The sequence below is a fragment of the Microcystis sp. M179S2 genome (assembly GCF_020245805.1).
Taxonomy (GTDB): domain Bacteria; phylum Cyanobacteriota; class Cyanobacteriia; order Cyanobacteriales; family Microcystaceae; genus Microcystis; species Microcystis aeruginosa.
The window spans coordinates 1-14,877 of sequence record NZ_JADBUE010000093.1 but is presented as its reverse complement, the minus strand read 5'-3'; the positions used below and the strand labels follow the sequence as shown (position 1 = coordinate 14,877).

General features: G+C 43.3%; 12 protein-coding genes and 2 pseudogenes. 8 read left to right on the top strand and 6 right to left on the bottom strand.

Annotation, left to right across the window (positions count from 1 at the left end):
- Positions 1-327 precede the first annotated feature (327 nt).
- From IM500_RS05530 to rnhB, 3 genes are all read left to right on the top strand, one after another.
- A complete protein-coding gene (locus IM500_RS05530) occupies positions 328-1,083 on the top strand; it encodes a DUF2232 domain-containing protein (protein ID WP_190723355.1) in 756 nt (251 codons plus the stop codon).
- A gap of 507 nt (positions 1,084-1,590) precedes the next feature.
- Positions 1,591-3,750, top strand: coding sequence for a ribonuclease E (rne, locus tag IM500_RS05525; protein WP_190723356.1), 2,160 nt, complete (start codon positions 1,591-1,593; stop codon positions 3,748-3,750).
- Positions 3,747-4,373 carry a ribonuclease HII gene (gene rnhB / locus IM500_RS05520; RefSeq protein ID WP_287737919.1) on the top strand — a complete coding sequence of 209 codons (627 nt, stop codon included), beginning with the start codon at positions 3,747-3,749 and terminating at the stop codon, positions 4,371-4,373. The genes rne and rnhB overlap by 4 nt, the downstream gene beginning before the upstream one ends.
- 62 nt (positions 4,374-4,435) lie before the next feature.
- Here the strand turns inward: rnhB and gnd are convergent, their stop codons facing one another.
- On the bottom strand, positions 4,436-5,863 hold the full coding sequence (gnd, locus tag IM500_RS05515; RefSeq protein WP_287737918.1) for a decarboxylating NADP(+)-dependent phosphogluconate dehydrogenase: 1,428 nt from the start codon (positions 5,861-5,863) through the stop codon (positions 4,436-4,438).
- Between the two features lie 393 nt (positions 5,864-6,256).
- On the opposite strand from gnd, the gene IM500_RS05510 reads away from it, so the two are divergent.
- Both IM500_RS05510 and IM500_RS05505 read left to right on the top strand, forming a co-directional pair.
- Positions 6,257-7,039, top strand: a complete 783-nt coding sequence (locus IM500_RS05510; protein ID WP_190723362.1) for an MBL fold metallo-hydrolase — start codon at positions 6,257-6,259, stop codon at positions 7,037-7,039.
- Positions 7,040-7,304: 265 nt separating this feature from the next.
- Positions 7,305-8,258: a DNA-methyltransferase gene (locus IM500_RS05505; RefSeq protein WP_287737917.1), complete on the top strand. Its 954-nt coding sequence runs from the start codon at positions 7,305-7,307 to the stop codon at positions 8,256-8,258.
- Positions 8,259-8,478: 220 nt separating this feature from the next.
- Here the strand turns inward: IM500_RS05505 and IM500_RS05500 are convergent, their stop codons facing one another.
- Together IM500_RS05500 and IM500_RS05495 are read right to left on the bottom strand one after the other, a co-directional pair.
- Positions 8,479-9,549: a glycosyltransferase family 4 protein gene (locus IM500_RS05500; protein ID WP_287737916.1), complete on the bottom strand. Its 1,071-nt coding sequence runs from the start codon at positions 9,547-9,549 to the stop codon at positions 8,479-8,481.
- A 146-nt stretch (positions 9,550-9,695) separates the two neighbouring features.
- Positions 9,696-10,826: a glycosyltransferase family 4 protein gene (locus IM500_RS05495; protein WP_287737915.1), complete on the bottom strand. Its 1,131-nt coding sequence runs from the start codon at positions 10,824-10,826 to the stop codon at positions 9,696-9,698.
- A 218-nt stretch (positions 10,827-11,044) separates the two neighbouring features.
- Between IM500_RS05495 and IM500_RS05490 the strand changes: the two are divergent.
- Positions 11,045-11,290, top strand: a pseudogene (locus IM500_RS05490) (WD40 repeat domain-containing protein); the annotation flags it as partial.
- A gap of 45 nt (positions 11,291-11,335) precedes the next feature.
- On the opposite strand, the gene IM500_RS05485 reads toward IM500_RS05490, so the two are convergent.
- On the bottom strand, positions 11,336-12,676 hold the full coding sequence (locus IM500_RS05485; RefSeq protein ID WP_190723370.1) for an AAA-like domain-containing protein: 1,341 nt from the start codon (positions 12,674-12,676) through the stop codon (positions 11,336-11,338).
- Between the two features lie 144 nt (positions 12,677-12,820).
- On the opposite strand from IM500_RS05485, the gene IM500_RS05480 reads away from it, so the two are divergent.
- A complete protein-coding gene (locus IM500_RS05480; protein ID WP_172969329.1) occupies positions 12,821-12,985 on the top strand; it encodes a hypothetical protein in 165 nt (54 codons plus the stop codon).
- Positions 12,986-13,117: 132 nt separating this feature from the next.
- Here the strand turns inward: IM500_RS05480 and IM500_RS05475 are convergent, their stop codons facing one another.
- Both IM500_RS05475 and IM500_RS05465 read right to left on the bottom strand, forming a co-directional pair.
- The gene (locus tag IM500_RS05475; protein ID WP_190723372.1) at positions 13,118-13,660 is read right to left on the bottom strand and encodes a peroxiredoxin; all 543 of its coding nucleotides are present in this window, start codon (positions 13,658-13,660) and stop codon (positions 13,118-13,120) included.
- A gap of 325 nt (positions 13,661-13,985) precedes the next feature.
- Positions 13,986-14,204: a hypothetical protein gene (locus IM500_RS05465; protein WP_190723374.1), complete on the bottom strand. Its 219-nt coding sequence runs from the start codon at positions 14,202-14,204 to the stop codon at positions 13,986-13,988.
- Between the two features lie 241 nt (positions 14,205-14,445).
- Between IM500_RS05465 and IM500_RS05460 the strand changes: the two are divergent.
- Positions 14,446-14,877, top strand: a pseudogene (locus IM500_RS05460) (IS1/IS1595 family N-terminal zinc-binding domain-containing protein); the annotation flags it as partial.

Below are 14,877 nucleotides of genomic sequence, written 5' to 3'. Positions count from 1 at the left end.
GTGGGTTACTCAAGGGATTTAGGATAATATTGGTGCGTTACGTCGCCTATGTAATTAATGTAAATTAAATAATATTGTGGCGCTCCTAACGCACCCTACCTACTCATTCGCCCGTACTTTTTGCCGCAAACCCTATTTAGAGCCGTTTTTTTTCAGTAGAAACAGGGAAATTTCCCGTAAATTCTCCTACCCCTAACACCTCATACTAAATCCAGTTATTAAAGACTGATTATTTATTCCCCCTTTTGCCTCTTGCCTGACTGGGAGTCACAAGTCTAAGCTAAGAATAGCTTGCCAACCCGTCCCGACCACCGGATAAATTATAGAATGAACGATTCTAACGCTAATTCTCCCGCTCAATCCTCAGAAGAGACAATAGATGAAACCAATTGGGTAGATCTGGGGGAAGAGGAGAAACCCCTAGATAAACCCACAACCAAACCTATCCAAGCATCTCCTCTCAAGTCTATCGCTACCCTGATCACGGTGGAAACGGCTTTTTTGGCCAGTGCTACCAGTTTAATCTGGTTAATTGACTATTATTTTCCCCTGGGACCTTTATTAAGGGTTTTCTTCCCGATTCCTATCGCTTTAGCCTATTTACGTTGGGGCGCTCGTTGTGCTTGGATGACAGCATTAGTTTCTAGTTTACTTTTGTCGGTGTTAATGGGACCGACTCGCAGTATCGTCTTTTTGATTCCCCACGGCTTGATGGGGTTACAATTGGGGCTATGCTGGCGCCGGGGTGCGCGCTGGGAATTTTCTATCTTGACTGGGGGACTGTTGGGGGCTTTTGGTTTATTCTTTCGTTTTTGGCTGTTTTCAATTCTTTTAGGCGAAAATCTCTGGTTATATGTGATTACCCAAGCGACTAATTTTATCGATTGGATTTTCACCCAGATAGGGATTCTCGCTAAACCGACGCTGCTGCAAGTGCAATCGATAGCAGTTGTGGGCATATTTGTCAATAGTTTATTATACTTATTTGCCGTGCATTTAGTGGCGTTATTAGTTCTTGATCGCCTCGGTAATCCGATTTCTCGTCCGCCCAAATGGGTGCAGGTCATACTAGATTATGAGTGATTATCTTGGTCAGGGGATCATCATCTTGTCAGAGAGTGACCGAGTGAGTTATAGTCGTCTATAAGACTCGATTAAAGCATTTCTTAAAAGAATCGTGGTTTTTGGAAAATCGAAAAGTGCGCTATTTTCCCTTCCACAGAAACCTGTTGCCGAGGGGAGTAACTCAAAAACTCCTTTTTTCCTAGATTCTGATAGACAGAACTGGCGGAAACGGATAAAAAATGCTGTTATCGAGCAAGACTCAGGGATTAATTGAAAATCTCGTCTCCTGGCTGTGCTTACCTAATTGTGGGTCAAGCCGGCACTTGCCAAACAGACTTAACAACTGAAACCAAGACTCAGTTCCCACGTCTGAGGGGCAGATGAACATCAAGATGAGGCTTTAACGATGCGGACTCATCTTCTTAGAACTTTCTTAACAAGACCAGATTTCCAGAAGTAGCCTCAAAGCATAGACAAATAGCCCATGGTCCGTCGCTTTTGAAACCGAAAGATTGAGGAAATTGAATGCCAAAACAAATAATCATAGCCGAACAACACCATATAGCGGCTGTTTTTTGGGAAGATCAAATTCAGGAATTAGTTGTAGCCACAGGTAATCAGCAGGTGGGCGACATCTATCTAGGATTAGTAGAAAATGTTATCCCCGGGATAGATGCAGCCTTCGTCAATATTGGCGATGCGGAACGCAATGGCTTTATCCATGTCACCGACCTGGGCCCCTTAAGACTGAAAAAAACCGCCGGTGCCATCACGGAATTACTGGCCCCCCAGCAAAAAGTGCTGGTACAGGTAATGAAGGAACCCACCGGCAATAAAGGACCGCGACTAACGGGAAATGTCACTCTCCCTGGTCGTTATCTGGTATTGATGCCCAATGGTCGCGGGGTGAATCTTTCCCGTCGCATCCGCAGTGAAGACGAGCGCTCCCGTTTACGAGCTTTAGCGATTTTGGTCAAACCGGCGGGGATGGGTTTGCTGGTACGCACCGAGGCCGAAGGCAAAGCGGAAGAAGCGATTATCGAGGATTTGGAATTTCTGCAAAAACAGTGGGAGAGCATCCAACAGATGGCCGTCAGCAGCCGCGCCCCGGCCCTGCTTAACCGCGATGATGACTTTATTCAAAGGGTTTTGCGGGATATGTACAGTGCCGATGTCAATCGCATTGTTGTGGATAACCCGGTGGCGGTAAAACGAGTTAAACAGCAATTGACGAACTGGGGCGGCGGCAAAGCTCTCGAAGGGGTTTATATCGACTCCCATCGGGAAACCCAGCCAATTCTCGACTATTTCCGGGTTAACGCCGCCATTCGCGAGGCCCTCAAACCCCGGGTTGATTTACCCTCCGGCGGCTACATTATCATCGAACCGACGGAAGCTTTAACGGTAATTGATGTTAACTCCGGTTCCTTTACCCGTTCGGCCACGGCCCGAGAAACCGTACTCTGGACTAATAGCGAGGCCGCCACAGAAATCGCCCGACAACTGCGCTTGAGAAATATCGGCGGTGTGGTGGTGGTGGACTTCATCGATATGGATTCCCGTCGCGACCAGTTGAAACTGCTGGAATTGTTTAATAAAGCCCTGAAAAGCGATAAGGCCCGGCCCCAGATTGCCCAATTATCGGAATTGGGGTTAGTGGAATTAACTCGTAAGCGTCAGGGGAAAAACATTTATGAATTATTCGGCAAAACCTGTGACCATTGCGGCGGACTGGGCCATTTAGCCCATCTACCCGGAGAAGGCAACGCCATCGCCCTAGAAACCCCCACCCTTAGCCGCGCGGAAAAAGAAACCCTTGTCATTGCTCCGACTAATACAAAAGTTCTACCCGATAAGAGCGCTCCTAGCGTTGCCGCTGCCGAACCCTATCTAGAAGTTTTCTCTGAATTTGAGGCCGAAGAAAACGCCCAAGAGATAGATCTTTCCTTCCATCCCAACTATCAAGAACAGGTTAATAATTCTCGCCGTCGCCGCCGTCGTCGTCCCTCGGAACTGTTACTAAAAGAGGAACGGGGCGAAAAAGCCTCTACTAACGGTGTTAACAACGAAATCGAGCCGGAATCAGAACCCCAACGCTTTGAGGAAAAACGAGAACGCCCCGCCCGTCTCTCGAAACGGGGAGAAGATGCCAGCGCCGCCAAAAATATCCCCGTCAGCGAACGGGAGCGGGTTTCCGTGGAAATGACCCCGGTAGAACAGGAAGTTTATTCTTTAATGGGCATTTCTCCCCTGATTCTGGTGGATAAGGAGTTTAAAGACCCGAAATCGGTGATTGTTTCCGTGAAACTGGCAGGGGAAAGAGAAGCGGAAAACCCAGAAATGCCTGTTACTCCTGAAATATCCTTGACTCCTACCCTAGAAGTCGAGGACACCCCGGTAGAAGCGACGGAAATCGGCGAGGAAGCCGAAAATCACTCCTTGGTGCGCCGTCGTCGTCGTTCCACCACTAGCGAAGTTAGTCAGGAAATCAACCAAGAAGCTAGTCCACCAGTGACTTTTACGCCCGAACCGATTACGACCGAAACTCCAGTTTTTCTGGGCGAAGTCATTCCTTTCGAGACCCCGGTGAGCGCCGAGGTGACAGAGGAGCCACAAATAGAGCCTGAAACCGCGGTGCTGCGTCGTCGTCGTCGTCGTTCCTCCGCCACTGTCGATGAGTCATGAGCGCAGAACCCTTAATTGCCGGTGTCGATGAGGTGGGGCGCGGGGCTTTATTTGGCCCCGTGGTGGCGGCGGTAGTGGTCACTGTCCCCTCTGGTTTTGCGCGGCTGTGGGAGTTGGGGGTGAAGGATAGTAAGCAACTTAGCCCCCAAAAACGGCAAAAGTTGAGCCAGCAAATACAACGGGATTTTGTTTGTCGCATCGGTTATGCTACGGTGAAAGAGATCGATCGCTTGAATATTTTTCATGCCTCCCTACTGGCGATGAGCAGAGCTATCGGGAAATTACCCCTTTCCCCCAGTCTCTGCTGGGTCGATGGCAAGCACATTATTAAAGATTTGTCAATCCCCCAAAAGGCGGTAATTCAGGGAGATCAACAATCCCCGGTAATTGCGGCGGCTAGTATCGTGGCCAAAGTCTGGCGCGATGACTTAATTACTCGTTGGCACAGACGCTATCCCGATTATGGACTCGCTCGTCACAAGGGTTATGGCACTGCTCAACACCTAGAAGCGATTGGCAACCAGGGAGTTACTTCTCAGCACCGGCTCTCTTTTAGTCCCTGCCAACCGAGGTGGGAGCATGACTGCCGAACAATTTGCCCAAGGGTTATCGAAATTTCTTGACCGATAGCCAAAAAATTCCCCTTTTTACCAGAAATAAAAAGGGGAGAAGATATTAGATAGCTTTAGGATTCAGTCATCCATTCCGTATGGAAAAACTCACCTCTGGGTTTATCGGTACGTTCGTAGGTATGAGCGCCAAAATAATCCCGTTGTGCTTGGGTGAGATTTTGCGGTAAATTGGCCCGACGATAACTATCAAAATAGTCCAAAGAAGAACTAAAAGCCGGGACAGGAATTCCCAACTTATTAGCCAAGACTAACACCTCACGCCAGGCTTCTTGGCGATCGAGGATACTTTGCTTAAATTCCGGCGCTAACAACAAATTCGGCAGCCCCGGATTTTCCGCAAAAGCTTTGCGAATTTTATCCAAGAAACCGGCCCGAATAATACAGCCGCCCTTCCAGATCCGGGCTGATTCCGGCAGACTGATATTATAGTTAAACTCCTGAGAAGCTTTAGCGATTAAGGCCATACCCTGGGCATAGGAACACATTTTCGAGCAGTAAAGAGCATCACGCACCTTATTCACAAATAGTGCCGCATCCCCCGGATAGGTTTCCCCCGGTCCGGGTAACTCTTTTGCGGCGGCCACCCGTTCATCCTTATAAGCGGACATCACGCGAGCATTAACCGCAGCATAAATAGTCGGAATTGACACCCCCAACTCCAAGGAACTTAACACGGTCCAGCGTCCGGTTCCCTTTTGTCCCGCCGAATCCAAGATTAAATCTACCAAATGATGACCGGTTTCCGGGTCAACATACTTAAAGATATCGGCGGTAATTTCAATTAAATAAGAATTAAGCTCATCGGTGCGATTCCACTCGGTGAAAGTTTCCTGTAACTGCTGATTGCTTAGTCCTAGACCATTTTTCAGCACATCGTAGGCTTCCGCAATTAACTGCATATCGCCGTACTCGATGCCATTGTGAACCATTTTCACATAATGGCCCGCACCCCCGGGTCCCACGTAGGTGACACAGGGACCATCATCGACTTGGGCGGCAATTTTGGTTAAAATCGGCTCTAATTCCCGATAGGCGAACTCTGTACCCCCCGGCATCAGGGAAGGACCGTGCAGAGCGCCTTCTTCGCCACCACTGACTCCCATACCGACAAAACCGAGTTTAGTGGTCGATTCTAGGTCGCGGGTGCGTCTTTCTGTGTCCTCATAGAGGGAGTTACCGCCATCGATAATCATATCTCCTTCTTCGAGAAGGGGTTTTAATTGTTCAATCACGGCATCCACCGGCGGGCCAGCTTTTACCATGACCAGAATTTTGCGGGGACGCTCTAAAATTTGGACGAATTCTTCTAAACTATAGGCCGCCTTGACATCTTTGCCGACGGCGCGAGTTTCCATAAATTCTTGAGTTTTGCTGGCGGTGCGATTGTAAACAGCTATAGGAAAACCCCGACTCTCCACATTGAGAGCGAGATTTTCTCCCATGACAGCTAGTCCGATAACACCGAAGGTACGTTTAGTCATAGAAATTCAGTCTCGGCTGATGCGTTCTTCCTCCCCTTTTAGCGCCTACTTTCCCTAAGATAGCTAAACTTTCCCTATTTCTTAAGCCTTGACTAATCAGTGATCAGTGATCAGTAATCAGTAATCAGTAATCAGTAATCAGATTTGGGTTTTCAGTGACCAGCATTGAGTGAGGAGTGTGACAGCGTTTCTCCTCAAGATGAAGTGTAACCTAATTTGGTATCATCCCCAGACGACTGGCTACTGTTGCCCGTTCCCTAAAACCAGAGACTTCCTCCCTCACCATTAAGATAACTGCTATGAATGGCATTCACTGATGACTGAAAAACCCCCAAGCGCAGAAAAATTAATGGTAATGTTAAATTAAATTAAGAAAATCCTCATTCTTGTTATATGCAGTTAACTTGGCTTGATAGTAATTCTTGGTTAATCGAAATCGGGGGAAAACGCCTGCTTCTCGATCCTTGGTTGGTAGGTTCCCTGACTTTTGGTAATTTAACTTGGCTATTTGAGGGCAAAAAAACCGCTAATCATGCCATTCCCGAACATATCGATCTGATTCTTCTCTCCCAAGGTTTGGAAGATCACGCCCATCCTCCTACTTTACAGGTACTCGATCGCCAAATTCCCGTGGTAGCTTCTCCTAATGCCGAAAAAGTCGTTCGAGCGCTCAATTATACCCATCCCATCCCTTTAACCCACGGTGCTAGTTATATCTTTGACAATGCGATCGAAATTACTGCTGTCCCCGGTTCTCCAGTCGGGCCGACTCTGGTGGAAAATGGTTATGTTATCAAGGAATTAGCGACAAATCAGAGTATCTACTACGAACCCCACGGTTATCATTCTCCTAGCCTCGATTCTCTTGGTAAAATCTCCGTGATTATCACTCCTTTGATTGACTTAAAAATACCTTTCCTCGGACCGGTAATCAAAGGACAAGAAAGCGCCTTAGCAGTCTGTCAACGCTTGCAGCCTCAATATATTATTTCTACGGCTGCCGGTGGTGATATCGAGTTTAAAGGATTATTGATGGCGGTGTTAAGTGCTGGGGGTAGTCCCGAATCCTTTCAAGAATTATTAACATCCCATGCTTTGCCGACAAAGGTAATTGATCCTCGTCCTTGGCAACCTTTTACGGTGGAATTAGGTGAGTGCGTTCCGGGTTTGAGCTAATCTCAATTGAGGGAAGAATAGAAAAAAGTTAAAATTTTCTTCCCGATTTTTATCTAAAAAAGTAGAATTTTTTTTATATCTTTGCTGGCTATAGATGACATTAATTGTTTGAAAAAACTGGCTCTCTTGAATATTGGATGTAAAATGGGTAAAACCCCACACCCCACACCCCACACCCCACACCCCACACCCCACACCCTGCCCCCAGGAAAAACTTTTTGCCGCAAACCCTAATTAAAAGTGGCTCTTCTCTGCTAAATTGTCTATGAATCAGTTGCCCTTATTTTCTCAGTCAAAATCAGTGCGAGACTTTTATCAACCTGATGCCGAAATAATTCTTTATCAAGGAGATACCAATAATTTTATCAAGACTATACCAGATAATTCTGTGAGCTTGATTATTACTTCTCCTCCCTACAATTTAGGAAAAGACTACGAAAAAAAAATCTCTTTGGATACTTATCTGGAAACCCAAACCAAAATTCTGCGAGAATTCTCTAGAATCTTGCAAGATAATGGCAGTATTTGCTGGCAGGTGGGAAATTTCGTTCAAGAGGGAGAAGTTTATCCTTTAGATATTTTTTATTATCAGCTATTTAAACAAATGGGTTTCTTTTTAAGAAATAGAATTGTCTGGCATTTTGGTCATGGATTACATACCTCTAAAAGATTTTCTGGCAGATATGAAACTATTTTGTGGTTGACAAAAACCGATAAATATACCTTTAATCTTGATCCGGTGAGAATCCCCGCTAAATACCCTGGTAAGCGCCATTTTAAAGGTAAAAATATCGGTAAACCCTCTGGTAATCCTTTAGGAAAAAATCCCAGCGATGTTTGGGAGTTTTTGGCACAAGAATGGGATGAGTTACTGTGGGATATTCCTAACGTTAAATCTAATCATCCAGAGAAAACTATTCATCCTTGTCAATATCCGATCGAATTAGTAGAAAGATGTGTTTTAGCCTTGACAAATGAGGGGGATTGGGTTTTTGATCCCTTTGCCGGAGTCGGAACTTCTCTGATTGCTAGTATTATGCACAATCGTCGAGTGATGGGGAGTGAAAAAGAAGCAGAATATGTGAAAATTGCCAAGGAAAGAATCGCCGCTTATTGGCAAGGAAATCTCAAAATTCGTCCTTTAGGAAAACCTATTCATCAGCCTAATGGTAAGGAAAAAGTTGCTCAAATTCCCGAAGAATGGCACAATAATATATAGGAATTAACACTGAATCTCCCCCCCAAGTAGATGGATTCATGAATCCATCTACTACGAGTTGATGCTAAATCCGGTTATTAAAAACTGATTATTTATTCACCCTGTTGCCTTTTGCATGAGTAGAAAACGGGTTTCTCGGAGAAACCCGTTTTCTGTGCGTTACTCAACGGATTTAGTATAACTCATCCGACAATGATTGATAAATTTTTTATCACCATTTTTAGAGAAAACTTTGCAGAATTGTGGCGGTTTCTTGACCGGTTTTTTCCCAACTAAAAAGCTCGGCGCGTTGGCGACTCAGGGATTTTAATTTAAGACGCAATTGGTTATTTTTAGCGATTTGCTGCATTGCCTCCCTCATCTCATCGATACTATAGGGATTAATTAAAATTGCCGCATCTCCTGTGACTTCCGGGAGAGAGGAAAGATTAGAAGTAATCACAGGAGTTCCACAGGCGATCGCTTCTAGTACAGGTAATCCGAAACCTTCCCAAAGGGAGGGATAAACTAAAGCAGTTGCTTGGTTTAAAAGTTGCGGCAATTCTTCATAGGAAACATAGTTTAAAAATTGCACTCGTTGAGAGATTGATAATGCTTCTACCTGTTGCTGTAGAGTAGGGGTAAAACGGGGGTCAAATTGACCGACAATTAATAATTGATATTCGGGATCGATTTGGGAAAAAGCAGTAATTAAACGACCGATATTTTTATGAGGATCATAACGACCAAGATAGAGAAAATAGGGACGAGTCGCCAGATTTAGAGGACGAAAATTATCAGAATCATATCCAGAAAAAATCACGGTTATTTTGTCAAGAGGTATCTTAAAAAACTTATTAATATCGGCGGCAGTTGCTTGGGAAACAGCGATAATATGTGTGGCTTTTTTCAGGACTTGAGGTAAATAGTATTTATTATAAAAAGTTAGAGGAGAAAATTTCAGGAATCGCAGGGGAATTAAATCATGAACTGTGACAATATAGCGGCAATTTCCATAAATAGGTGCTTCGGGAATGGGGGTAAATAGCAGAGAGGATTTCAATTGTTGATAGGTTTGATAGAGTTGGGTTTCTGTCCAAATTAAGCGCTTAATATTGCCTTTCGTTCCCTGCTCTTGGGTGAGGTTTGCCGAGACAGGATAGGTGTTAAAATCTGGGTAACTATTAGAAGTGATTAGGGTAGGATTTAAGTTAGCTAATTGGGGAATTAGATTTTTAGTATAGGTAGTCAATCCAGTATATTTAGTACCGAGAAAAGCGAGATTGATTAATAATTGATGATTCCTATTCATAGATATTAGCTAGTTAAGTAGGTAGGTGTTAAAAGTTGTCAGACACCCCCCTTATCAAGGGGGGATTAAGGGGTGATCAGCACCCCCCTTATCAAGGGGGGATTAAGGGGGGATCCATCTTCAATTTAATTATAACTACTTACTTATTATAAAAGAGAACGATAAGCTTTTATAGTAGCTTGTGCGGTTTTTTGCCAAGAGAATTTTGCCGCTTGTTTTTTTCCTTTAGTGATTAATTTTTGACGGAGAGAAGTATCACTAATAACTTGATAGATTGCCGCAGCAATTTCTAGGGAATTATCCGGATTAATTAATATTGCCGAGTCTCCCGTGACTTCGGGTAAGGATGCAGTATTAGCAGTTACCACAGGACAACCTAAAGTCATCGCTTCTAAAACTGGTAATCCAAAACCTTCATAAAAAGAAGGATAGACAAAAACATCGGCTTTTTGATAATAATCCGCAACTAAGTCATCAGCAAGATAATCAAGATGTTGGATACTATCTCGAAAGGGAGACTGAGATATTTTATCGAAAATTGGTTGATACTTCCATCCTTTTTTGCCAATCAGAATCAGATTATGGTCTAATTTATACCTGTACTTGAGATAGTTAAAAGCGGTGATAAGATTAATAATATTTTTTCGTGGTTCTAGGGTACTAACAAAGAGTAAATAGGGTTTAGTGATAGTTAGAGATGAGGGAGAATTTGGGGGAGAAGAATAACGACTTGCGAGGGGAGTAACAAAAATTTTCTCTGGGGTTACATCTAAATATTCAATAATATCCCGTTTGGTACTTGCGGAGTTAGCAATAACTAAATCTGTCCATTGTAGAGATTGTTTAATCCGTTGGGTATAGGTTTTGACAATCCCCGTGACAAACTCAGGATATTTAATAAAAGTAACATCATGAATAGTCATAACTTTGCGACTCTGACGACAAGGATACACCACATGATCCAATCCGTGGAGAATATCGGGAGAATCAAGAAAGTTTTCTAGATAGGGAATTAGAGGATTAGGAAATCTGGTTAAGATATTGCTAAGACTGACGGGAATTGGTAAACATTTAACTTCTGGATAGGATTGCAGTTTTTCGGGGATAGAAAGATTACCCCGCAGCCAGTTTTTTACCGATGGTTGAAAACAGAGGGACAGGGAAAAGTTTTCTTGGTTTTGTAATTTAGCTAATTCGGCAATCAGGTGATAAGCATATAATCCAATTCCGCTAGGATTTTGTCTTATCGGTGTACCATCAACTAAAATTTTAAGCATTTGCGGTTAGATGAGATTGACGGGATAGATATTTTAAATTACACATTCAATTGCTAATTTTGCTCGGTTAGGACAAGATTAAAATCGGCAATAAATTCCACCCTAATAGTTAATCTTACCCTATAGCGTCCCTAAATAGCAGCCTTTTTTAGTTAGGTTACGGTCAATACTTAATTTATCGGGCAATTTTTTCGATTATTGTCCCCTCACCCACCCTAGAACATAGTGATCATATCAATTCAGTTAGTGTTAGTCCTAATAATCAACTATTAGCCAGTGGTAGTGATGATAAAAGATTAAAATTATGGGATTTAAAAGCAGGAAAAGCCATTATTTCTATTCCCCATCCCCAGAAAATCTATTCCGTTTGTTTTAGTCCCGACGGTAATTATATCGCCACGGCCTGCCAAGACAAAATCGTGAGAGTTTATGGCACTTCCGAACTACAATCTTTAGCAAGTTGAACAATCTTTGAGCGCACCGGATGCTTATCGGTGTCTAATTATCCACTAGAGATCGCTGCTGGTCTGTTCCTCTCGGAAGTAAAGCTGATATAATTGACAGCTAGGCTGGGCTAGATCGCCTTTTAGCTGAATTAAACCCATACTTTCCAGTTTATAGGCAGTAATCGGTTCTAATCGCGCTCCCTTATCGGAAGAATTAACCACTTCCCCCATCGCTGTCAATAATTCCGGCTGTTTTTGCAGATTATCCCAGTGATGACGCAGGTGTGCCGCATAAATTCCCCCTTGGGTAGCAGCATTAGGGAGAATATTTTTTTCCCCGCGCACCCGCGCTTCCAGGGCCAAACGGCTAAGATAGGGATGACCAGCAACTAGAGCGATTAAATCCCCGATAAAACGCTGATTATCGTCATTTTTAGGCAATCCGTAGCTACTAGCCAAGTTTTCCAGTTGTTCGAGGCTAAAACCGGGTAATTTAATCGCGCGACCGACATTAAAGGGAGATTGATTAGCGTCCAATTGAATATAGATTTCCGTGGAATTAGCAATCGCTAACCGCAAATTCTGCCAGATTTCTAAATTATTAGCTTCTTCGTGCCAACAGCGCAAAAGCGGCAGAAAATCCCTAGCGATGTCGGGATACTCGAAAATTCTGTCTAAATTATCTAGGGCCAAAAAGAGCGGCCCGTTAATCTGTTCCAAAAGATAGGACTGAAAATAGGTTTGACAACTGATTAAACTGCCAAATAGTTCCTCGTCCCAATATTCATCTAATTGAGGCTTTAAACCCAATTCTCGGCTGACATTTGCCGAAAACCAGCGACAAAATCGGTCTAAACTGGCAAACATCGCCTTTTCTGCCACTTGACAATTAATATAAACTGTGCTATGTCCCCAACTATCTGCCTGAGCGAGCAGATGTTTAAGGAGAGAAGTTTTACCGGTCTTTTCGGGGGATTTAATGCGAATGAGTGACCCCGGACGATTAATTTCTTGATAACAGTCGCTTTCGACGGGAGGGCGGCTAATATAAGTATCTATAACTGATTTTTCTGCTAGTATCGGGGTGGGGTGATTTTTCCATTGAGGATATTTGATATCTTTGAACCATTCTCGGAGGATTTGGAACTTACCCGGCCCTTTACTACCTAATTCGAGTTCGGGACAGCCATTATCTTTATCTGCCGAGAAATAGCTATAGATTTTAGTCATTTGTTTTTTATAGGTTTCATGGCTGGCGGCCTCAGCCATTTCCCAAATTTCCTCATCCGGTTTGCGCCAATTTTCGTAGGCAAAACGAACTAAAAAAATCTCTTTTAATTTGCCTTGAACACCGTATTCTCTAGCTAGATGTTTAAGAAACTCGTCCCATCCCTGTGGTTTCATCCGGTTCTACTTTATTCTACTTATATTCCCTTTTTTTCCATGTTAACCCCTTTTTCCCTCTTGGCAATGGGACTGACATCCGAGAAGGAAGGCCCTATGGTAAAAATAGGTCAATTACCTGATAGTGTCTAAGGGAGTAAAACCATGAAAATCTCGTTAACCTTGTTTGTTGTGGCCTCCTTGCTGTTAGGTTCAATTCCTCACACTTTAGCGGTTAATAGTCAAGATAACCATTTTGACCATTCCTCTTGGCCGCTAATTTTACAAAACCGTGACTGTAAGGGTGATAAGGACGATAATTGCAATTAGTCCTGATTATCTCGGTTAAGGTTGTTAATCTATATCCCCCACCGATGAAAAAATCGTGGTCGGGATTTTTTTTATCCCATCGGCTGCAGATAGCTTTTATCAAGATAATTTCTAGATTCAAGAGCAATTATCTCAAGAACTCGCCTGTAATTCCTCTAAACGTGCTAAAACTTCGGCGCTGTGAATGGCAGGATTTACCCCTAAATAAATCTCTTTTAAAATCCCTTGCGGATCGATAAGATAGGTATGACGCAGGGAAACATAACCCATCCAAGAACCATAAGCTTTACTAACATCTCCGGTAGTATCTGCCAGTAAGGGAAATTTTAACCCCTCCGAGTCACAAAATTCCGCATGAGAATCGACATCATCGGCACTTACCCCTAAAACTTGCGTATTTTTAGCCATATATTTCGGCAAATCCTGCTGAAAACGCCGCGCTTCTAGGGTACAGCCGGGGGTAAAATCCTTGGGATAAAAATATAAAACTACCCACTTACCCCGATAATCCGATAGGGAAATATTCCCTTCTCCCGTGTTAGTCGGTAGGGTAAAATCGGGTGCCGGTTGATTTAAAGGGGGTTGGGGGCCACCTAAAGCGTTAGCATCGGGAATAAAGGCAAAAAATGCCAGAATTACTGCAATTAAAAAACTCAACAGTTGACGACGAGACATAATCAGTTATCAGTTATCAGTTATCAGTTATCAGTTATAGTCATTTCAATTAAGATTGAGAATATCAATGCCAGAGTTCATAAGGGTTTAACTGGTCTAGATTGTATCAGACTTATCTGAAATGACTATATCAGTTATTTTAGTAAAAAATCGTAGGGTTAGGGGACAAGGGGTTATGTCGTTGACTAAATTGTTTAGTATTCGCCATAACTTGCCCTTATGGTTTTCCATCATCGGATGACAAAACCACAGCCGGACGGCACTTAATTCCTGTCACACCGGGAAAATCAATTGTCACCACATCTCCAGAAGAAAACGTCACCAATTAAATCCCCTCCACATCAGAGAAAGTTTTGGCCGCGTAGTTTAGGGAAAAATTGACAAGATCGATCTGATCCTCCTCAGTCCAGGTATCACTTTGATCGAGCGATGGTTGTTGTTGTCCGACAAGTTGATTGAGAATGATTGTGGCCAATCGCAAACGTTCCCCAGATGATAAGTTACAAACCACTTGATTATAAACTTGTTGGGCAGTAGTGGGCATGACAAAAAACTGATGACTGAATGCTTCTAGTGGGACTTCAACAAATTTTAAGCCCAAACAAAGCCGAAACTGGCTTGATAAGCGGCAAACACATCCTGATTCTCGGTCAGCCACCTAAAGAAACGGGTAATGATTCGGTAGTAGTGCCGTAGCCCTCTTGCTTACCTGGTATGAATTGTGTAAAATATTTATGAATAAAAATAATTGGAACCCAATCAGTCTTTAAACCTCTAGCTTGATCATGACTTTTCTAATAAATATCTTTTTCTGGCTCCTGTCTGGCTTACTCAAATATCAGTCTAGCACCGAACAAAGTACCCCCTTCACCTCTATTCCCCTGTCCTAATTGTGGTTCTCACCATAGGATCAAGAATGGTTCTATTCATAATGGAAAACCCAAACGTCAAGGTAAAGAGTGTGGTCGTCAGTTTGTGATCAATCCCACTAATAAAACCGTCTCTGACGAAACCAAACAATTAATTGATAAACTCTTACTCGAACGAATTTCCTTGCGAGGAATTGCTAGAGTAATAGGGGTAAGTTGGTCATGGTTACAAAACTATGTCAACAATAAACTGGCGGCTGTCCCCCGTCAAATAAAGGTTTCGGACAAACCAAAAGGTAAATTGGTTAGAGAATGTGATGAGATGTGGTCTTTGGTTTTTTCTAAGAC

Bases quoted from the DNA above. Each gene is read 5' to 3' on its own strand.
- IM500_RS05530 (WP_190723355.1), top strand. From the start codon at position 328: ATGAACGATTCTAACGCTAATTCTCCCGCTCAATCCTCAGAAGAGACA.
- rne (WP_190723356.1), top strand. From the start codon at position 1,591: ATGCCAAAACAAATAATCATAGCCGAACAACACCATATAGCGGCTGTT.
- rnhB (WP_287737919.1), top strand. From the start codon at position 3,747: ATGAGCGCAGAACCCTTAATTGCCGGTGTCGATGAGGTGGGGCGCGGG.
- gnd (WP_287737918.1), bottom strand. From the start codon at position 5,863: ATGACTAAACGTACCTTCGGTGTTATCGGACTAGCTGTCATGGGAGAA.
- IM500_RS05510 (WP_190723362.1), top strand. From the start codon at position 6,257: ATGCAGTTAACTTGGCTTGATAGTAATTCTTGGTTAATCGAAATCGGG.
- IM500_RS05505 (WP_287737917.1), top strand. From the start codon at position 7,305: ATGAATCAGTTGCCCTTATTTTCTCAGTCAAAATCAGTGCGAGACTTT.
- IM500_RS05500 (WP_287737916.1), bottom strand. From the start codon at position 9,549: ATGAATAGGAATCATCAATTATTAATCAATCTCGCTTTTCTCGGTACT.
- IM500_RS05495 (WP_287737915.1), bottom strand. From the start codon at position 10,826: ATGCTTAAAATTTTAGTTGATGGTACACCGATAAGACAAAATCCTAGC.
- IM500_RS05485 (WP_190723370.1), bottom strand. From the start codon at position 12,676: ATGAAACCACAGGGATGGGACGAGTTTCTTAAACATCTAGCTAGAGAA.
- IM500_RS05480 (WP_172969329.1), top strand. From the start codon at position 12,821: ATGAAAATCTCGTTAACCTTGTTTGTTGTGGCCTCCTTGCTGTTAGGT.
- IM500_RS05475 (WP_190723372.1), bottom strand. From the start codon at position 13,660: ATGTCTCGTCGTCAACTGTTGAGTTTTTTAATTGCAGTAATTCTGGCA.
- IM500_RS05465 (WP_190723374.1), bottom strand. From the start codon at position 14,204: ATGCCCACTACTGCCCAACAAGTTTATAATCAAGTGGTTTGTAACTTA.